The 16,820-nt window shown below is 66.4% G+C and carries 19 protein-coding genes; 8 read left to right on the top strand and 11 right to left on the bottom strand.

Annotation, left to right across the window (positions count from 1 at the left end; translation table 11 throughout):
• Positions 1–44: 44 nt before the first annotated feature.
• Both V7Z98_RS06945 and purB read right to left on the bottom strand, forming a co-directional pair.
• The gene (locus V7Z98_RS06945) at positions 45–314 is read right to left on the bottom strand and encodes a zinc ribbon domain-containing protein (protein ID WP_334157458.1); all 270 of its coding nucleotides are present in this window, start codon (positions 312–314) and stop codon (positions 45–47) included.
• A 22-nt stretch (positions 315–336) separates the two neighbouring features.
• Positions 337–1,704: an adenylosuccinate lyase gene (gene purB, locus V7Z98_RS06940; RefSeq protein WP_334157457.1), complete on the bottom strand. Its 1,368-nt coding sequence runs from the start codon at positions 1,702–1,704 to the stop codon at positions 337–339.
• Between the two features lie 259 nt (positions 1,705–1,963).
• On the opposite strand from purB, the gene V7Z98_RS06935 reads away from it, so the two are divergent.
• Positions 1,964–2,575, top strand: a complete 612-nt coding sequence (locus tag V7Z98_RS06935; protein ID WP_334157456.1) for a glutathione S-transferase family protein — start codon at positions 1,964–1,966, stop codon at positions 2,573–2,575.
• A 173-nt stretch (positions 2,576–2,748) separates the two neighbouring features.
• Here V7Z98_RS06935 and V7Z98_RS06930 read toward each other — a convergent pair whose 3' ends face one another.
• The 7 genes from V7Z98_RS06930 to V7Z98_RS06900 form a co-directional block, all read right to left on the bottom strand.
• Positions 2,749–3,243: a YajQ family cyclic di-GMP-binding protein gene (locus tag V7Z98_RS06930; RefSeq protein ID WP_334157455.1), complete on the bottom strand. Its 495-nt coding sequence runs from the start codon at positions 3,241–3,243 to the stop codon at positions 2,749–2,751.
• 12 nt (positions 3,244–3,255) lie between these two features.
• Complete coding sequence (ppnP, locus tag V7Z98_RS06925; protein ID WP_293263724.1) at positions 3,256–3,576, bottom strand: pyrimidine/purine nucleoside phosphorylase; 321 nt, start codon at positions 3,574–3,576, stop codon at positions 3,256–3,258.
• Between the two features lie 3 nt (positions 3,577–3,579).
• Positions 3,580–3,801, bottom strand: coding sequence for a DUF2788 domain-containing protein (locus tag V7Z98_RS06920; protein ID WP_293263723.1), 222 nt, complete (start codon positions 3,799–3,801; stop codon positions 3,580–3,582).
• Between the two features lie 21 nt (positions 3,802–3,822).
• Positions 3,823–5,052, bottom strand: coding sequence for an argininosuccinate synthase (locus tag V7Z98_RS06915; protein ID WP_054622110.1), 1,230 nt, complete (start codon positions 5,050–5,052; stop codon positions 3,823–3,825).
• Positions 5,053–5,106: 54 nt separating this feature from the next.
• Positions 5,107–6,030 (bottom strand): ornithine carbamoyltransferase, encoded by a 924-nt coding sequence (gene argF, locus V7Z98_RS06910; RefSeq protein WP_334157454.1) that lies wholly within the window; start codon positions 6,028–6,030, stop codon positions 5,107–5,109.
• Between the two features lie 36 nt (positions 6,031–6,066).
• Positions 6,067–7,239, bottom strand: coding sequence for an aspartate aminotransferase family protein (locus tag V7Z98_RS06905; protein WP_334157453.1), 1,173 nt, complete (start codon positions 7,237–7,239; stop codon positions 6,067–6,069).
• 461 nt (positions 7,240–7,700) lie between these two features.
• Positions 7,701–7,916: a hypothetical protein gene (locus V7Z98_RS06900; RefSeq protein WP_293263720.1), complete on the bottom strand. Its 216-nt coding sequence runs from the start codon at positions 7,914–7,916 to the stop codon at positions 7,701–7,703.
• Between the two features lie 238 nt (positions 7,917–8,154).
• Here V7Z98_RS06900 and V7Z98_RS06895 point away from each other — a divergent pair, with 238 nt between their 5' ends.
• Complete coding sequence (locus V7Z98_RS06895) at positions 8,155–8,460, top strand: DUF3579 domain-containing protein (protein WP_293263719.1); 306 nt, start codon at positions 8,155–8,157, stop codon at positions 8,458–8,460.
• Between the two features lie 116 nt (positions 8,461–8,576).
• Here the strand turns inward: V7Z98_RS06895 and rpsT are convergent, their stop codons facing one another.
• A complete protein-coding gene (gene rpsT / locus V7Z98_RS06890) occupies positions 8,577–8,849 on the bottom strand; it encodes a 30S ribosomal protein S20 (protein ID WP_293263718.1) in 273 nt (90 codons plus the stop codon).
• A gap of 107 nt (positions 8,850–8,956) precedes the next feature.
• Entirely contained in the window at positions 8,957–9,637 is a 681-nt protein-coding gene (locus V7Z98_RS06885) for a GntR family transcriptional regulator (RefSeq protein WP_293263717.1), read from the bottom strand.
• A 370-nt stretch (positions 9,638–10,007) separates the two neighbouring features.
• Between V7Z98_RS06885 and V7Z98_RS06880 the strand changes: the two genes are divergently transcribed.
• The 6 genes from V7Z98_RS06880 to V7Z98_RS06855 all read left to right on the top strand — a co-directional run bounded on the left by V7Z98_RS06880 (position 10,008) and on the right by V7Z98_RS06855 (position 16,757).
• Entirely contained in the window at positions 10,008–11,183 is a 1,176-nt protein-coding gene (locus V7Z98_RS06880) for a carboxyl transferase domain-containing protein (protein ID WP_334157452.1), read from the top strand.
• Between the two features lie 52 nt (positions 11,184–11,235).
• The gene (locus V7Z98_RS06875; protein ID WP_334157451.1) at positions 11,236–12,753 is read left to right on the top strand and encodes a malonate--CoA ligase; all 1,518 of its coding nucleotides are present in this window, start codon (positions 11,236–11,238) and stop codon (positions 12,751–12,753) included.
• 61 nt (positions 12,754–12,814) lie between these two features.
• Entirely contained in the window at positions 12,815–13,861 is a 1,047-nt protein-coding gene (gene dctP / locus V7Z98_RS06870) for a TRAP transporter substrate-binding protein DctP (RefSeq protein ID WP_334157450.1), read from the top strand.
• Positions 13,858–14,424: a TRAP transporter small permease gene (locus tag V7Z98_RS06865; protein ID WP_334157449.1), complete on the top strand. Its 567-nt coding sequence runs from the start codon at positions 13,858–13,860 to the stop codon at positions 14,422–14,424. The genes dctP and V7Z98_RS06865 overlap by 4 nt, the downstream gene beginning before the upstream one ends.
• Positions 14,421–15,791 carry a TRAP transporter large permease gene (locus V7Z98_RS06860; RefSeq protein WP_334157448.1) on the top strand — a complete coding sequence of 457 codons (1,371 nt, stop codon included), beginning with the start codon at positions 14,421–14,423 and terminating at the stop codon, positions 15,789–15,791. The genes V7Z98_RS06865 and V7Z98_RS06860 overlap by 4 nt, the downstream gene beginning before the upstream one ends.
• Positions 15,792–15,878: 87 nt before the next feature.
• Entirely contained in the window at positions 15,879–16,757 is an 879-nt protein-coding gene (locus V7Z98_RS06855; protein WP_334157447.1) for an ATP-binding protein, read from the top strand.
• Positions 16,758–16,820 lie beyond the last annotated feature (63 nt).

Below are 16,820 nucleotides of genomic sequence, written 5' to 3'. Positions count from 1 at the left end.
CGTCCGGGGATACGGGAACAGGCCGGCGCCAGGGCCGGACGGCGTCAACGCCGCCGGGCCAGCCCGAGGACGAGGCCGGTGGCCACGCCGGTAAACACCAGCGACAGGGCGATACCGGGCACGCCGCGCTGGTGGCCCATCAGCCACCACACCAGGGCACCGCCCAAAGCACCGGCGGCGGCGCCGATCAGGGCACCGCGCAGCCCCGCCGCCCGCAGGCGGCGCAAGCGTTCCTCCGGCGCCTCGCTGCCCGCGCAGTGGGGGCAGTAGAGGGCGTCGGCGGGTACGTCGTTACCGCATTTGGGGCAGCGCATGGCGGGATTGGCGGACGTTGCGTCAGATGCGCTTGGCCAGCTCGGCAGCCTTGCCGGTGTAGTCCCAAGGGGTGAGCTTGAGCAGCTCGGCCTTGGCGGCCTCCGGGATTTCCAGGGTGGCGACGAAGGCTTGCATGCCTTCGCGGGAAACGCGGGTGCCCCGGGTCAGCTCCTTGAGCTTCTCGTAGGGGTTGGCGATGCCATAGCGGCGCATCACGGTCTGGATCGGCTCGGCAAGCAGTTCCCAGTTGGCGTCGAGGTCGTCGTGCATGGCCTGGGCGTTGGCTTCCAGCTTGTTCAGGCCACGCAGCAGGGAATCGTAGCCGAGCAGGGCGTAGCCGAGACCGACGCCCATGTTGCGCAGCACGGTGGAGTCGGTCAGGTCGCGTTGCCAGCGGGAGATCGGCAACTTCTCGGAAAGGTGCTTGAGCACGGCGTTGGCCAGGCCCAGGTTGCCCTCGGAGTTCTCGAAGTCGATCGGGTTGACCTTGTGCGGCATGGTGGAAGAACCCACTTCGCCGGCCTTGACCTTCTGCTTGAAGAAGCCCAGGGAGATGTAGCCCCACACGTCCCGGTCCAGGTCGATCAGGATGGTGTTGGCCCGGGCGAAGGCGTCGAACAGCTCGGCCATGGCGTCATGGGGCTCGATCTGGATGGTGTAGGGGTTGAATTCCAGCCCCAGGCCCTCGACGAAGCGCTTGGCAAAGCCTTCCCAGTCGTAGCCGGGATAGGCGGCCAGGTGGGCGTTGTAGTTGCCCACGGCACCGTTGATCTTGCCGAGCAGGCCGACTTGCTCGATGCGGCTGCGGGCGCGGGTCAGGCGGTACACCGTGTTGGCCAGTTCCTTGCCCATGGTGGACGGCGTGGCGGGCTGGCCGTGGGTGCGGCTCATCATCGGCACGTCGGCCAGCTGGTGGGCCAATTCGCGCAGGCGGGCGATGACCTTGTCCAGGGACGGCAGCAGGGCCTCTTCCCGGGCCAGTTTGAGCATCAGGGCGTGGGACAGGTTGTTGATGTCCTCCGAGGTGCAAGCGAAGTGGATGAACTCGCTGACCTTGGTGACCTCGGCATTGGCCTTGGTCTTGTCCTTGATCCAGTACTCCAGGGCCTTCACGTCGTGGTTGGTGGTGGCCTCGATGTCCTTCACCGCCTGGGCGTCGGCTTCGGAGAAGTTGTTCACCAGGGCGTCCAGCTCGGCCACGGTGGCAGCGGAGAAGGCCGGAATCTCGGCAAAGTGGGGTTCGGCCGCCAGGGCCTTGAGCCACTCGATCTCGACCTTGAGACGGTGGCGGATCAGGCCGTATTCGGAGAAGGCGGAGCGCAGGGCGTCAACCTTGGCGGCATAGCGACCATCGAGGGGCGAGAGGGCCGTGAGGAAACTGGCGGGCATAGGGAACATCCAAGAAAACGGAAGGATCGTGGCGACAATCGGAGAGACAAGCGAAGAAATTCAGCTTCAAGTCAGGTAAGCTGGCACCATTTTGGTGCGCGCTCCGGTCATCAAAGCTTTGTATTTTATCACGCACCCTTTGTGCACATCCCGTTAGCTAGGCGGGTCCGGCCGGTGCGGCACGGGGCGAATGCTATACTTTGCCCCTGTTGTTCATCCGGCTCGACCTCTCGCCCGAGAAACCGACAAGAAGAGAACCATGAAGCTGTTCGGCACCCATACCAGCCCCTACGCCCGCAAGGTGCGTATCGTCCTGGCCGAAAAGAAGATCGATTACGACCTGGTGATCGACGTCCCCCGCTCTCCCGACAGCGCTGTGCCCGTGCACAACCCCTTGGGTCGCATTCCCGTGCTGGTGCTGGACGACGGCACCCCGGTGTTCGATTCGCCGGTGATCGTCGAATACCTGGACAACGTCACCCCCAACAACAAGCTGATGCCCCAGCCCAACCGGGAACGAATGGAAGTGAAGCGCTGGGAAGCCCTGGCCGACGGCCTGCTCGATTCGGCCGTGGCGATCCGCAACGAATCCCTGCGCAAGGCCAAGGAACAGAACGTCGAGTGGATCGCCCTGCACAACCAGGCGATCACCCGCACCCTGACCTTCATGGCCGACGAACTGGGCGACCTGGCCTATTGCATGGGCACCCACTTCGGCCTGGCCGACATCGCCGTGGGCAGCGCCCTGGGCTACCTGGACTTCCGCTTCCCGGATATCGCCTGGCGCGAAGCCCATCCCAACCTGGCCCGGCTCTACGAGAAGCTGGAACAGCGCCCCTCGTTCCAGGAAACCGCCCCCCGGGACGCCTGATTCCATCGGCCTCTCCGGACCTACCCCTCGGATCGCTGCGCCTGGCGCGGCTTTCCAGGCAGACGCCCCGGAGATCGGCGCCCCGCCTGGATTTCCAGCCGGGGGCAACAAAAAAGCCCGTCGCAATGACGGGCTTTTTTGTTGCCGCGGCCAGCCGAGACCCAGGCCGTGGCTCAGTCGCGGAAGTTGCCGTACTTGATGGGGAAGTCGGTGATCGACTTCTTCACCAGGGCAATGGTTTCCTGCAAGACGTCGCGCTTGGCGCCAGTGACGCGCACCGCGTCGCCCTGGATGGCGGCCTGGACCTTGAGCTTGGAGTCCTTGATCAGCTTGACGATCTTCTTGGCCAGCTCGCTCTCGATACCGATCTTGATCTTGAGCTCCTGCTTCACCTTGTCGCCGGACACCTTCTGCACCGCCTGGGCGTCCAGGCGCTTGGTGCAGTCGGGCTCCTTCTTCTCCATTTCGGGGAAGAGGATGACCTTGACCTGGTCGAGCTGAAAGTCCGAGTCGGCATAGACCGTGACGATCTTGTCCTTCTCGTTCATCTCGACCTTGGCGCTGGTGCCCTTGAAGTCGTGGCGGCCGACGATCTTCTTGCCGGTGGCGTCGATGGCGTTCTTGAGCGCCACCATGTCCACTTCGGAGGAAAAGTCGAAAGACGGCATTCGACCCTCCGCTCAGCCGAAGTAGCAGACGTAGTGGTAGGGCTCGACCACTTCGATGTCGAAGCTGGAATCGCCCGGCACGTTGAAGGCCTGGCCCGGGCCGGAGGTCTTCCATTCGGTCTCGCCCTTGAGGCGATAGCGGCAGGAGCCGGCCACGGTTTCCATGACTTCCGGGGCACCGGTGTTGAAGGTCAGGGAGGCGGGCAGGATCACGCCCACGGTCTTCTTCGAGCCGTCGGCGAACAGCACGGTGTGGGAGATGCACTTGCCGTCGAAGTAGACGTTGGCCTGCTTGACGACGGAAACGTTGTCGAATTGGGTCGCTTGGGACATGGGTCAGATTCCCCAGATTTTCTGAATGATGGTTTTGGCGATGAAGCCGAGCATGCCGAAGGCCAGGACGAAGAAGAGCACGAAGGTGCCCGTCTTGCCGGCCTTCGACTTCCAGGCGATCTCGGCGATGATGAACAGCATGAAGAGGATGAACAGCCCGATCCCGAAGGTCGAACCGAAATCCGAAATCTGCTCTTCCGTGAAGCCGAACAGGGTTCCTTCCACCGGGCTACCTCTTCTCCGCCGTTAGCCGCGCTTGGCCCGGGCGTTGGCGGCGATGCGCAGACGCAGGGCGTTGAGGCGGATGAAGCCGTGGGCGTCCTTCTGGTCGTAGGCGCCGGCGTCGTCCTCGAAGGTGGCGATGGTCGGGTCGAACAGGGAATCGGTCTTGGAATCCCGGCTGACGACGATCACGTTGCCCTTGTACAGCTTGACCCGCACCCAGCCGTTCACCGTTTCCTGGGTGGTGTCGATCAAGGCTTGCAGGGCGCGGCGCTCCGGGCTCCACCAGTAGCCGGTGTACACCAGGCTGGCGTAGCGGGGCATCAGGTCGTCCTTGAGGTGGGCGACTTCCCGGTCCAGGGTGATGGATTCGATGGCGCGGTGGGCCTTGAGCAGGATGGTGCCCCCCGGGGTTTCGTAGCAGCCGCGGGACTTCATGCCGACGTAGCGGTTTTCCACCAGGTCGAGGCGTCCGATGCCGTGCTTGCCGCCCAGCTCGTTGAGCTTGGCCAGCAGTTCGTGGGCCTTCATGCGGGTGCCGTTGATGGCCACCAGGTCACCCTTCTCGAATTCCAGATCCACGTACTCGGCGGCATCCGGCGCCTTCTCAGGGGACACGGTCCAACGCCACATGTCTTCCTCGGCCTCGGCGGCCGGGTTTTCCAGGTGACGGCCTTCGAAGGAGATGTGCAGCAGGTTGGCGTCCATGGAGTACGGCGAGCCGCCCTGCTTGTGTTTCATCTCGATGGGGATGCCGGCCTTCTCGGCGTAGGCGAGCAGCTTCTCGCGGGAGAGCAGATCCCACTCGCGCCACGGGGCTATCACCTTCACGTTGGGCATCAGGGCGTAGTAGCCGAGCTCGAAACGCACCTGGTCGTTACCCTTGCCGGTGGCGCCGTGGGAGACGGCATCGGCGCCGGTCTGGCGGGCGATCTCGATCTGGCGCTTGGCGATCAGCGGGCGGGCGATGGAGGTGCCGAGCAGGTACTCGCCCTCGTACAGGGCGTTGGCGCGGAACATGGGGAAGACGAAGTCGCGCACGAACTCTTCGCGCAGGTCGTCGATGAAGATGTTCTCGGGCTTGATGCCGAACTTGAGCGCCTTCTGGCGGGCCGGCTCCAACTCTTCGCCCTGGCCCAGGTCGGCGGTGAAGGTCACCACTTCGCACTGGTAGGTGTCTTGCAGCCATTTCAGGATGACCGAGGTGTCCAGGCCGCCGGAGTAGGCGAGGACCGCTTTTTTCACGTCGCTCATGATGTGTGCCTTACAACAGGAAATTGAAAACGAATGGGGGTTGGGCCGGCCGGGTCAGTTGGCCTCGACCCGGCCGAGCAGCAGGTATTCCATCAGGGCCTTCTGGGCGTGCAGGCGGTTTTCCGCCTCGTCCCAGACCACCGACTGGGGTCCGTCGATGACCTCGGCGGAGACTTCCTCGCCGCGGTGTGCCGGCAGGCAGTGCATGAACACGGCGGAGGGATCGGCCACCCGCATCATGTCGCCGTCGACCTGGAAGTCGGCGAAGTCCTTGAGGCGCTCCTCGTTCTCGGCCTCGAAGCCCATGGAGGTCCACACGTCGGTGGTCACCAGGTGGGCGCCGCGGGCGGCGTCCATCGGGTCGGCGAAGGCCTCGAAGTGGGTGCCGGCCACGCCGGCCCGCTCCGGCTCGACTTCATAGCCTTCCGGAGTGGACACATTGACCTTGAAGTCGAAGATTTCGGCAGCTTGCAGCCAGGTGTTGCAAACGTTGTTGGAGTCGCCGATCCAGGCCACGGTCTTGCCCGTGATGTCCCCCCGGTGCTCGATCCAGGTGAAGATGTCGGCCAGGATCTGGCAGGGGTGGTATTCGTTGGTCAGGCCGTTGATCACCGGCACCCGGGAATTGGCGGCGAAGCGCTCGACAATGTCCTGCTCAAAGGTGCGGATCATCACCAGGTCGCTCATGCGCGAGATCACCTGGGCCGCGTCTTCCACCGGCTCGCCCCGGCCCAGCTGGGAATCCCGGGTGTTCAGGTAGATGGCGGCGCCGCCCAGCTGGTGCATGCCGGCCTCGAAGGACAGGCGGGTGCGGGTGGAGGCCTTCTCGAAAATCATCACCAGGGTGCGGTCGGCCAGGGGCCAGTAGCGCTCGTACCCCTTGAACTTGCGCTTGATCCAGGCGGCGCGCTCGAAGATGTAGGCGTACTCGTCCCGGGTGAAATCCTTGAACTGGAGATAATGCTTGAGTGACGACATGGGTCTCCCTCCTTATCGTTATGGACGGCGTCCGGATCAGGCGCCGAGGAAGGTCCGGATCAGGGGCGCGAGGCGGGCCACCAGTTCCCGGGCCTCGTCCTCGGTGAAGACCAGGGCCGGCAGCAGGCGCACTACCTTCTCGGCGGTGACGTTGATCAGCAGGCCGGCCTCCAGGCCCCGGGTCACCAACTCGCCGCAGGGGCGGTCGAGCTCGACGCCGATCATCAGGCCGCGGCCGCGGATCTCGACCACGCCGGGCACGCCGGCCAGGGCCTCGGCCAGGCCGGTACGGATCAGCTCGCCGACCTTGATGGCGTTGTCGCGCAGGCCATCGCGGTCGATGCAGTCCAGGGTGGTCAGCGCTGCGGCGCAGGCCAGCGGATTGCCGCCGAAGGTGGAACCGTGGTTGCCCGGGCCGAACAGGCCGGCCGCCTTGCCAGAGACCAGGCAAGCACCAATCGGCACGCCGGAGCCCAGGCCCTTGGCCAGGGTGGCCACGTCCGGCAGCACGCCGGACTGCTGGTAGCCGAACCAGGTACCGGTCCGGCCGATGCCGCACTGCACCTCGTCGCAGATCAGCAGCCAGCCCTTTTCGTCGCACAGGGCACGCAGTTGGCGCTGGAATTCCAGGTCGGCGATGTGGATGCCGCCCTCGCCCTGGACCATCTCCAGCATCACCGCCACCACGTTCTGGTTGTGGCCGGCAACGCTGCGGATCGCTTCCAGGTCGTTGTAGGGAACGCGCACGAAGCCCGACACCAGGGGCTCGAAGCCGGCCTGGGCCTTGCGGTTGCCGGTGGCCGACAGGGTCGCCAGGGTGCGGCCGTGAAAGGCCTTTTCCATGACGATGATGGCCGGATTGTCCACGCCCTGCTGGTGGCCGTAGAAGCGGGCCAGCTTGATGGCGGCCTCGTTGGCCTCGCAGCCGGAGTTGCAGAAGAACACCTCGTCCATGCCGGACACGGCGGCCAGGCGATCGGAGAGCTGTTCCTGAAGGGGAATGCGGTACAGGTTGGACGTGTGCAGCACCCGAGCGGCCTGGGCGGCGATGCTGGCCACCAGGTCGGGATGGTTGTGGCCCAGGGTGGAGACGGCGATGCCGGAAAGGGCATCCAGATAGCGCTTGCCGTCGGTATCGACGAGCCAGGAACCTTCGCCGTGGGAGAACGCCACGGGAAGCCGGGCGTAGGTATTCATCAGGTGAGACATGAGCAATCCCGCTGCCGGCCGCCGGCCTGCCCGGCGGCTCGGAAACGGTGTCGCGTCGAGCGCATCCGGCGGGGCGGAAAAAAGGATAAGCGGCGGGGCCGTCGAACCTTCCGGGGCTGGCCGCCCTGGCCGGTCTGAATCCCGCCGCTCAGCTTGTAAGACCTCAGAGTTTAAGCGAAATCACCGCCCCGGCACAAACCGGAGGCGCCCGACGCGGGCATTTGTGCCGCTCCGGACGCAATCTTCCCGGCATGGCGCGTGGGGAAAGCGCCAAGGATGGCGCCTTAATCGCGAAAATGCACCAAAATGGTGCAAAACACCATGATTTCCACCGTTACCCGCTCGCCGCCGGCATGGGGCCAGGCCGGTAAACGACAAAGGCCGAGAACATGTCCCGGCCCTGCATCCAACGTTGCCGGCCCAGAGGGGTCGGCACTCCATCAAATTCGGTGCTTAAACGATCAGCCGGCTTCCGCCAGGGCATCCAGGCAGGCCGCGGCGTGACGGCCGCCGCCGACCTGGCGGCGCGTCTCCAGCACCTCGCAATCGTGGTAGATCTGGCGCAGCTTGGTCACCGCCTCCTGCTCGTCGCGGCCGTAGATGAGCAGATTGTCCACTACCCCGCCATGCCGGGTGCGAATGCGAAAGCCGTATTTGGTCACGAGCAGAGGTTGCACGGAAAAACCTTAACCGGTTCAGGGCGATAGGCGAGTATAGGCAGCCGTCACGAAATGCGCAACGCATTTTGCTGGGCAAAAGCCGTTCGCGGCAGATGAAACGGCGCCTCCCCGGAGGGGCGTGACTCTGCTAGAATCCGCATCGAAAAAAGCGCCCACACCTCCTCCCGGCGCGCAGGATCGGCACGGAAGGACAGGGCTTCGGAGACAGCCCCACGCGCGCCACCAAGTGAGCACCATGACGGATCACAACGCGGACACCACCGCACGCAACTTCATCATCGTCGGCCTGACCCACGAAGGCCGGCGGTTCCGCCCCAGCGACTGGGCAGAGCGGCTCTGCGGCGTCATGTCCGCCTTCGGCGCCGAAAAGCGCATGAAGTATTCCCCCTACGTCGGCCCCTGCTCCAGCTCCGGCGAAAAGGCCGTCTTCGTCGACGGCCAGCTCTACGACATCGAACCCCTAGCCTACCGCTTCCTGCGCAACTTCGCCGCCGACAACGAGCTGCAACTGGTGGAAGGCTGCGAGCGCCCGGCCAACTGAAGCACGGCGGGCCCCGGCCAGCGCCCACCCTCCCGGAAAAACGCGCATAAAAAAACGGCACCCTGGGGTGCCGTTTTTCTTGGCTGCGCCTTGGCGCAGCGTGCTGTCGGAGCCGGTTAGGCAGCGGCAGCCATCGCCTTGATCTGGGCGGACAGGCGGCTCTTGTGGCGGGAGACCTTGTTCTTGTGAACAATCCGCTTGTCGGCGATGCTGTCGATCACCGACACAGACTCTTGAAACACCGCTTGAGCAGCTGCCTTGTCACCCGCGTCGATCGCCTTGCGCACCTTTTTGATCGCAGTACGCAGCGTCGAGCGCAGGCTGGCGTTGTGGGCGCGTTGCTTTTCGGCTTGACGCGCGCGTTTGCGAGCTTGTGCGCTATTGGCCATGGAATTCGTTCCTAAAAAAGATAGGGTGGTTTTGCTAAAGAGGCCGGAATATACCGGCTTTTCCTCGATGGATCAAGCGTCTTTTCGCAGCGGTGCCGCGGCACCCCTCACGACAGGGCGCCCTCCACCGAGCGGGAAAGAATGAAGACGTAATCGGAAAACTCGGGACGGTGGATGTCCAGGTGCTGGAACATCAGATCCGCCGCCAGCTCGCCCTTGCCGTCGCGGATGGCCTCGGCGATGGCCATGTGCTCCTGGGCGGTGGCGGTGCGCCGTCCGGCCACCCGGTGGATGTGCCCCCGGTAGGGCTCGGCGCGGCGGCGCAACTGTTTCACCGATTCTTCCAGCAGGCGGTTGCAGCTGCCGGCATAGATCAATTCATGGAAGCGGGTGTTGGCGCTGGTATAGACCGCCGCCTCGTCGTCGGCCGCCGCCTGGAGCGTCTCCTGGGCCGCCGCCAGCAGCTTGGCCACGTCCGCCGGCTTCATGCGCCGCGCCGCGAGGCGCGCCGAGGCCGATTCCATCACCGCCAGCATTTCGAACAGCTCGAACACGCTGGCCAGGGAAATGCGCGAAACGAACACTCCCTGGCGGGCCCGGTGTTCGGCCAGCCCGTCGGACACCAGCCGGTTGAGCGCTTCCCGCACCGGCGTGCGCGATACGCCGAAGCGGGCGGCCAGCTGCCGCTCGTCCAGCCGCTCCCCAGGTGGATAGGTGGCGTTGAGGATGTCGGCCTCGATGGCCCGACTGATCCGCTCGGCCTGGGAGCCCCCTTCTTGTTGTGGCATTGCATCAAACCCCGATAAATGACCTGCAAATCATACAGTTTTTTCCTGCTGGCACAGCCATGACGCCACAAGAAAAACTAAAAACATTTTTTGGTATACCAAAAAAAATTATTGGTATATATTGAACCCAACAATGCCCCAAACCGGTGCAGCGTCGCCCTCAGAATCATCTGGCAGCCCTTATCGGAAAGAAGGCCGCGAACGGCATGATCACCGTGCCTTACAGCCTCGATTCCGGGCCGATTGAGAAAGAGCGCATCGCGCAATGGCAACTGACGGCGCCATTCTGGCATACCAGAACAACCATAAGAAGCACCAAACGGTGCCCGGCGGCAACGCCACGCAACCCCGACCTCAAGGAGGAACTGTCTTGCCTCATTCCGGATTCACCGGCGCCAGCGTCGCAGCGCGGCTTACCGCCCTGTTCGACGCCGGCACCGAATCCCCCCTCCCCTCCACCTCCGGCCTGCGCCTGGCCCACGGCAGCGTCGCGGGCCGCCCGGTGCTGGCCGCCGCCACCGATCCGGCCCGGGACAAGGGCGTGCTCGGCATTGCCGAATGCGCCGACCTGCGCCGCGCCGTCCGCCGCGCCCGGGAAAACCGGCAGCCCCTGGTGCTGCTGATCGATTCCGCCGGCGCCCGGCTCGACGATGGCTTGCCCATCCAGGGCGCCCTGCGCGGACTGATGACCGAGCTGCTCGACGCCGGGCTCGACGGCCTGCCGATGATTTCCCTGCTCGGGCGCAACGTCTTCGGTGGCGCCAGCATGCTGGCCTTCGCCGCCGGGCAGCGCTGCTACGCCCCGGGCACCCTGCTCGCCATGTCCGGCCCCCGGGTGCTGGAAAGCGCCGGCGGCGGCGACCGGACCACGGTACTGGCCGCCATCGACGGCCGTTCGCGCAGCCGCCACGGCGGCGCCGAACGCCTGCTCGACGACACCCTGCCGGCCTACGCCGCCGCCCTGCGCGAGTGGGTGGCGGCTCTGCCCGCTTCGGGGCAAGCGCCCGACGGTCTGGACGACGAGCGCCGCCGCCTGGCCCAGCGCCTCGGCCATGGGCTGAACGAAGCGGCGCCGCCGCCGGCCGCCCTCACCGGCTTCGATGCGGTGCCGGGCCCCCTGGCCTGCCGGGGCCGGGCCTTCGTCGGCGCCGCCGACGTGCTCAAGCTCGCCACCCTGGCCGAAAGTGCCGCCGCCCCCCTGGAACTGCTGCTCGATTGCGCCGGCCACAGCGTGCGCCTGGGCGACGAGGCCCTGATCCTCACCCAATACCTGGTCCACCTCGCCCGCACCCTGCGCCGCCGGGTGCGCAACGGGCAGGAAGTGCGCCTGCGCATCGCCGGCGAGATTTCCGGCGGCATCTACATCGCCGCCGCCGGCGCCGCCTCGTCGGTGGACATCGCCCCCGGCGGCAGCGTGCGCACCCTGCCCCAGACCTCCCTCGACAGCATCCTCACCCGTCCGGATGCCGCCAGCACCAACGCCAGCGCCGACTTCGCCCACTACGCCGAATTCGGCGTGGCCGACACCGTCAGCGCACTGGCCTGATTTTCATAACAAGGGCCAGCTCCGCAACGCCCGCATACCCAACCCCAACGCCATGAACGCCAATATCTTCGCCACTTTCGAAGCCATCGCCCGGGACGCCGGCCAGGCGCCCTTCCTCGAAACCGACGACGGCCAGGTCATCAGCTACGCCGACATGCTCGGCCTGACCGCCCGCTACGCCAACACCCTGACCCGCCTGGGTGTCCAGCCCGGCGACCGGGTGGCGGTCCAGGTGGACAAGTCGGCACAGAACTTCTGCCTCTACCTGGCCACCCTGCGCCTGGGTGCCATTTACCTGCCCCTCAACACCGCCTACCAGCTGGGCGAGCTGCAATACTTCCTGGAAGACGCCGAACCCCGCGTCTTCGTCTGCGCCCCGGCCGACCACGCCGTGAAGAGCGAGCTGGCCGCCCGCCACGGCGTGGCCCACTGCCTGACCCTGGCCGACGACGGCAGCGGCAGCCTGACCGCCCTGGCCGCCGGCGAATCGGACGTCTTCGCCACCGCCACCGCCCAGCCCGACGACGTGGCCATCATCATCTACACCTCGGGCACCACCGGCCGGCCCAAGGGGGCCATGCTCACCCACGCCAACCTGCTCAGCAACGGCCGCGCCCTGACCAAGCTGTGGGGCTTCACCGAGAAGGACGTGCTGCTCCACGCCCTGCCCCTGTTCCACGCCCACGGCCTGTTCATCTCCAGCCACTGCGCCCTGCTGTCGAAGAGCCGCATCCTGTTCCTCAAGAAGTTCAACGCCGAGCAGGTGCTGGCCCTGCTGCCCCGGGCCACGGTGATGGTGGGGGTGCCCACCTTCTACACCCGGCTGCTCGACCAGCCCGGCTTCACCGCCGCCAGCGCCGCCAACATGCGCGTTTTCATCTCCGGCTCGGCCCCCCTGCTGGCGGAAACCAACCGGGAATTCGAGCAGCGCACCGGCCAGATCGTGCTGGAACGCTACGGCATGACCGAGTCGGCCATCATCGCCTCCAACCCCTTCGCCGGCGAACGGCGCATCGGCTCGGTGGGCCTGGCCATCGACGGGGTCGAGGTGCGCATCGCCGACAGCGACGACCGGCCCCTGGCCGCCGACCAGGTGGGCGGCATCCAGATCCGCGGCAGCGGCGTGATGAAGGGCTACTGGCGCAAGCCGGAGAAGACCGCCGAGGAGTTCACCGCCGACGGCTGGTTCCGCACCGGCGACCTGGGCACCCTGAGCGCCGACGGCTACCTGACCATCGTCGGCCGGGCCAAGGATCTGGTGATCTCCGGCGGCTACAACGTCTATCCCAAGGAAGTGGAAATGGCCATCGACGCCCTGCCCGGCGTGGTCGAATCCGCCGTGATCGGTGTGCCCGACCGGGACTTCGGCGAGGCCGTCACCGCCGTGGTGGTGCGCAAGGACGAAAGCCTCGCCAGCGATGGCATCATCACGCCCCTCAAAGGCCAGCTGGCCAATTACAAGGTGCCCAAGCACGTCCACTTCGTCACCGAACTGCCGCGCAACGCCATGGGCAAAGTGCTCAAGAACGTGCTGCGCGACACCTACGGAAAAACCGGCACGGCTGCCTAACAGCCGGCCACCCCACCCCAACCCCAACCGATCCATCACATCCATCCCAATGGAGGAGACCATGACTCAAGCCTTCAACCCCACCCGCCGCCTGGTCTGCGGCACCCTGGCCAGCCTGCCCCTGGTGGGCCTGTCCGGGCTCTCCGGCAATGCCTTCGCCCAGAATTCCACGGCCCTCAAGATCTCCCACCAGTTCCCCGGCTCCACCGGCAACGACGGCGACTTCCGCGACCGCATCTGCCGCATCTTCGCCGCCGAGGTGGAAAAGCGCTCCGGCGGGGCGCTCAAGTTCAACGTCTATCCGGGCTCGTCCCTGATGAAGACCAACGCCCAGTTCAGCGCCCTGCGGCGCGGCGCCCTGGACATGAGCTTCTTCCCCGTTTCCTACGCCGGCGGCGAGGTGCCCGAGCTGAACATCGCCCTGATGCCGGGCCTGGTCACCTCCTACGAGCAAGGCTTCGCCTGGAAGAACGGCGAGATCGGCAAGGCCCTCAACGACCTGCTGTTCGACAAGGGCGCCGTACCCATCACCTGGGTGTGGGAAGCGGGCAGCATCGCCAGCAAGACCAAGCCGGTGATCACCCCGGACGACGTCAAGGGCATGAAGATCCGCGGCGGCAGCCGGGAAGTGGACCTGATGCTCAAGGCCGCCGGCTCCGCCGTGGTCACCCTGCCTTCCAACGAGCTGTACGCCGCCATGCAGACCGGCGCCGTGGATTCGGTCATCACCTCTTCCACCAGCCTGCTGTCGTTCCGTCTGGAAGAAGTCTCCAAGCACCTCACCACCGGCCGCAGCAAGTCGTTCTGGTTCATGGCCGTGCCGCTGCTGATGTCCCGGGCCGTGTTCGAGAAGCTGCCCAAGGACCAGCAGACCCTGATCCTCCAGGTCGGCGCCGAAATCGAGAAGTACGGCCTGGACGCGGTGAAGACCGACGACCGCAACGTGGCCACGGTGTACCAGAAGGCCGGTGCCAAGACCTACGACCTGGACGCCGCCACCGTCGACAAGTGGCGCGCCATCGCCCGGGACAGCGCCTGGAAGGACTACGCCGCCAAATCGCCCAATTGCGCCCGCTTCCTGCAACTGGCCGAAAAGGTGACCGGATGAGCCACGGTTTCGAACTGGAAGGCCTCAAGCCGGCGACGCCCCCGCCGGCCGGGGGCCTGACCGGGCTGGCGGCCCGGGGGCTGGCCGGGCTCAACCGGGCCATCCTGGCCGTCTCCATGCTGGCCCTGCTGGCCGCCGCCCTCGTCCTCACCGGCAGCGTCTTCCTGCGCTACTACCTGCACGTGCCCACCGACTGGCAGGACGAGGCCGCCGTCTTCCTCCTGGTCGGTGCCACCTTCCTGTGCGGCGCCTACGTGCAGGAACAACGCAGCCACGTCGGCATCGAGTCCCTGGCCAGCCTGCTGCCCCCCTGGGCCGACCGGCTGCGCCGCCTGTTCTGCGATGCCGCCTCCTGCCTCTTCTGCACCTTCTTCGCCTGGAAGTCCTGGACCCTCTTCCACGAGGCCTTCGTCGAGGGCCAGACCACCTCGTCGGCCTGGGCGCCGCCCCTGTGGATTCCCTACGGCCTGATGGCCACGGGCATGACGCTGTTGGCCCTCCAGCTGCTGGTGCAGACCCTGTCCTATTTCTCCCACGTCGCCGCATCCAAGGAGGTCGCATGAGCGAGAGCCTCGTCGGAACCCTCTACGGCCTGGGCACCTTGCTGCTGATGTTCTCGGGCATGCCCATCGCCTTCGCCCTGGGGCTGATCGCCGTCGTCTTCATGTTCTTCTTCATGCCCGGCTCCGCCCTGGATACGGTCACCCAGAACGTCTATGAGGAAATGGCCAGCATCACCCTGCTGTCGATCCCCCTGTTCATCCTCAAAGGGGCCGCCATCGGCAAGTCCCGCGCCGGCGCCGACCTGTACTCGGCGATCCACGCCTGGATGCACAAGATCCCCGGCGGCCTGGGCATCGCCAACGTGTTCGCCTGCGCCCTGTTCGCCGCCATGGCCGGCTCCAGCCCGGCCACCTGTTCGGCCATCGGCAGCGCCGGCATCCCCGAGATGCGCGCCCGGGGCTATTCGCCGGGCTTCGCCGCCGGGATCATCGCCGCCGGCGGCACCCTGGGCATCCTGCTGCCGCCGTCGATCACCATGATCCTGTTCGCGGTGGCCGCCGAGCAGTCCCTGGGGCGCCTGTTCCTCGCCGGGGTGGGTCCGGGCCTGCTGCTGGTGGGCCTGTTCGCCGGCTACGCGGCCTGGCGCTACAAGAAGGAATACAACCAGGCCCTGGACGTCTACCGGGCAGGGGGGCCGAAGTCGGCCTACCTGGACGAGCTGAACATGACCCTGGCCGACAAGACCCGCATGCTGCCCCGGGTGCTGCCCTTCGTGGTGCTCTTGATCGGCGTGATGGTGGCCCTCTACGGCGGCTACGCCACGCCGTCCGAGACCGCCGGCCTGGGCGGGGTGCTGGCCCTGGGCCTGATCGCCCTGGTCTATGGCCTGTGGCGCCCGCGCCAGCTGACCCCGATCCTGTCGAGCACCCTCAAGGAATCGACCATGCTGATGTTCATCATCGGCATGTCCCTCCTCTACTCCTACGTGATGAGCTACCTGCACATCAGCCAGTCGGCGGCGGAGTGGATCGTCGGATTGCAACTCTCCAAGTGGGTGCTGCTCGCCACCATCCTCACCATGGTGATCGGCCTGGGCTTCTTCCTGCCGCCGGTGTCGATCATCCTGATGACCGCCCCGATCATCCTGCCGCCGCTCAAGGCCGCCGGCTTCGACCTGATCTGGTTCGGCGTGGTGATGACCGTGGTCATGGAGATGGGCCTGATCCACCCGCCGGTGGGCCTCAACATCTTCGTCATCAAGAACGTGGCGCCGGACATTCCCTTGAAGGACGTCATCTGGGGCGTCATGCCCTTCGTCGGCCTGATGTTCGTCGCCGTCGCCCTGCTCTGCCTCTTCCCCGGCATCGCCACCTGGTTCCCCGACCTCGTCATGGGACCGGCGACCCTGCCCGGCGGCGGCGGCTGACGGTTCCCTTAAACTACCCCCCCTTCCCCCGCTCCGGCGGGGGTTTTTTCTTCTTCCCACGCAACGACGGAGCACAACGTGGAGCGCATGGCAAACGACACCCTGCTGCGCCTGGACCGCATCCTGGACCTGGCGGAAACCTTCCTCACCGGCCGCCCCCAGCCCCCGAACTGGAGCGCCTCCTGCGCCTTCGCCTGGCGCCGGCGGCGCAGCCTGGGCAGCCTGGAGGCCCTGCGCGACGACGCCCTGGATGCCGCGCCGGAGCTGGTGGGCCTGACCCGGGAGCAGCAACTGGTGGAACGCAACACCGCCCAGTTCGTCGCCGGGCTGCCGGCCAACCACGTGCTGCTGGCCGGGGCCCGGGGCACCGGCAAGTCGTCCCTGGTCAAGGCCATGGTCGCCCGCCACCGCCGCCAGGGGCTGCGCCTGGTGGAAATCGACCGCCAGCATCTGGACGACCTGCCGGACGTGATCGAGCTGCTGCGCGACCGGCCGGAGCGCTTCATCCTCTTTCTCGACGACCTGTCCTTCGACGCCGGCGACACCGGCTACAAGTCTCTCAAGGTGGCCCTGGACGGTTCCCTGGGCGCCCCCGGCGACAACGTGCTGATCTACGCCACCTCCAACCGCCGCCACCTGGTGGCCGAGAACGCCAGCGACAACCTGGGCTACCACAGCGCCGACAACGGCAGCGGCGAGTTGCACCCCGGCGACGCGGTGGAAGAAAAAATATCCCTGGCCGAGCGCTTCGGCCTGCGCCTGGTGTTCTACCCCCTCTCCGAGGACGAATACCTGGCCATCGCCCTGCACTGGATCGAACACCTGGGCAGCCGCCCCAAGGGCGCCAAGGCCGCCGCCGCCCGGCGCGAGGCCCTGGCCTGGAGCGCCGAGCGGGGCGCCCGCAGCGGCCGGGTGGCCTACCAGTTCGCCCGGGATTACGTGGGCCGCCAGGGGCTGACGGACTGAGCGCCCCGGCCGCTGCAGTGGCAGGCGGCCGGGCAGCGGGAACGGCGGCGGGCTGCTAAGATG

The sequence above is a fragment of the Oryzomicrobium sp. genome (assembly GCF_036820405.1).
In the GTDB taxonomy this organism is placed as follows: domain Bacteria; phylum Pseudomonadota; class Gammaproteobacteria; order Burkholderiales; family Rhodocyclaceae; genus Oryzomicrobium.
Note: the sequence above shows the minus strand (reverse complement) of the source record. Positions and strands in the feature narration are given on the sequence as shown.

Bases quoted from the DNA above. Each gene is read 5' to 3' on its own strand.
- ppnP (WP_293263724.1), bottom strand. From the start codon at position 3,576: ATGTCCCAAGCGACCCAATTCGACAACGTTTCCGTCGTCAAGCAGGCC.
- rpsT (WP_293263718.1), bottom strand. From the start codon at position 8,849: ATGGCCAATAGCGCACAAGCTCGCAAACGCGCGCGTCAAGCCGAAAAG.
- V7Z98_RS06855 (WP_334157447.1), top strand. From the start codon at position 15,879: ATGGCAAACGACACCCTGCTGCGCCTGGACCGCATCCTGGACCTGGCG.
- V7Z98_RS06915 (WP_054622110.1), bottom strand. From the start codon at position 5,052: ATGAGCGACGTGAAAAAAGCGGTCCTCGCCTACTCCGGCGGCCTGGAC.
- dctP (WP_334157450.1), top strand. From the start codon at position 12,815: ATGACTCAAGCCTTCAACCCCACCCGCCGCCTGGTCTGCGGCACCCTG.
- V7Z98_RS06935 (WP_334157456.1), top strand. From the start codon at position 1,964: ATGAAGCTGTTCGGCACCCATACCAGCCCCTACGCCCGCAAGGTGCGT.
- V7Z98_RS06905 (WP_334157453.1), bottom strand. From the start codon at position 7,239: ATGTCTCACCTGATGAATACCTACGCCCGGCTTCCCGTGGCGTTCTCC.
- V7Z98_RS06875 (WP_334157451.1), top strand. From the start codon at position 11,236: ATGAACGCCAATATCTTCGCCACTTTCGAAGCCATCGCCCGGGACGCC.
- V7Z98_RS06865 (WP_334157449.1), top strand. From the start codon at position 13,858: ATGAGCCACGGTTTCGAACTGGAAGGCCTCAAGCCGGCGACGCCCCCG.
- purB (WP_334157457.1), bottom strand. From the start codon at position 1,704: ATGCCCGCCAGTTTCCTCACGGCCCTCTCGCCCCTCGATGGTCGCTAT.
- V7Z98_RS06895 (WP_293263719.1), top strand. From the start codon at position 8,155: ATGACGGATCACAACGCGGACACCACCGCACGCAACTTCATCATCGTC.
- V7Z98_RS06885 (WP_293263717.1), bottom strand. From the start codon at position 9,637: ATGCCACAACAAGAAGGGGGCTCCCAGGCCGAGCGGATCAGTCGGGCC.
- argF (WP_334157454.1), bottom strand. From the start codon at position 6,030: ATGTCGTCACTCAAGCATTATCTCCAGTTCAAGGATTTCACCCGGGAC.
- V7Z98_RS06860 (WP_334157448.1), top strand. From the start codon at position 14,421: ATGAGCGAGAGCCTCGTCGGAACCCTCTACGGCCTGGGCACCTTGCTG.
- V7Z98_RS06930 (WP_334157455.1), bottom strand. From the start codon at position 3,243: ATGCCGTCTTTCGACTTTTCCTCCGAAGTGGACATGGTGGCGCTCAAG.
- V7Z98_RS06945 (WP_334157458.1), bottom strand. From the start codon at position 314: ATGCGCTGCCCCAAATGCGGTAACGACGTACCCGCCGACGCCCTCTAC.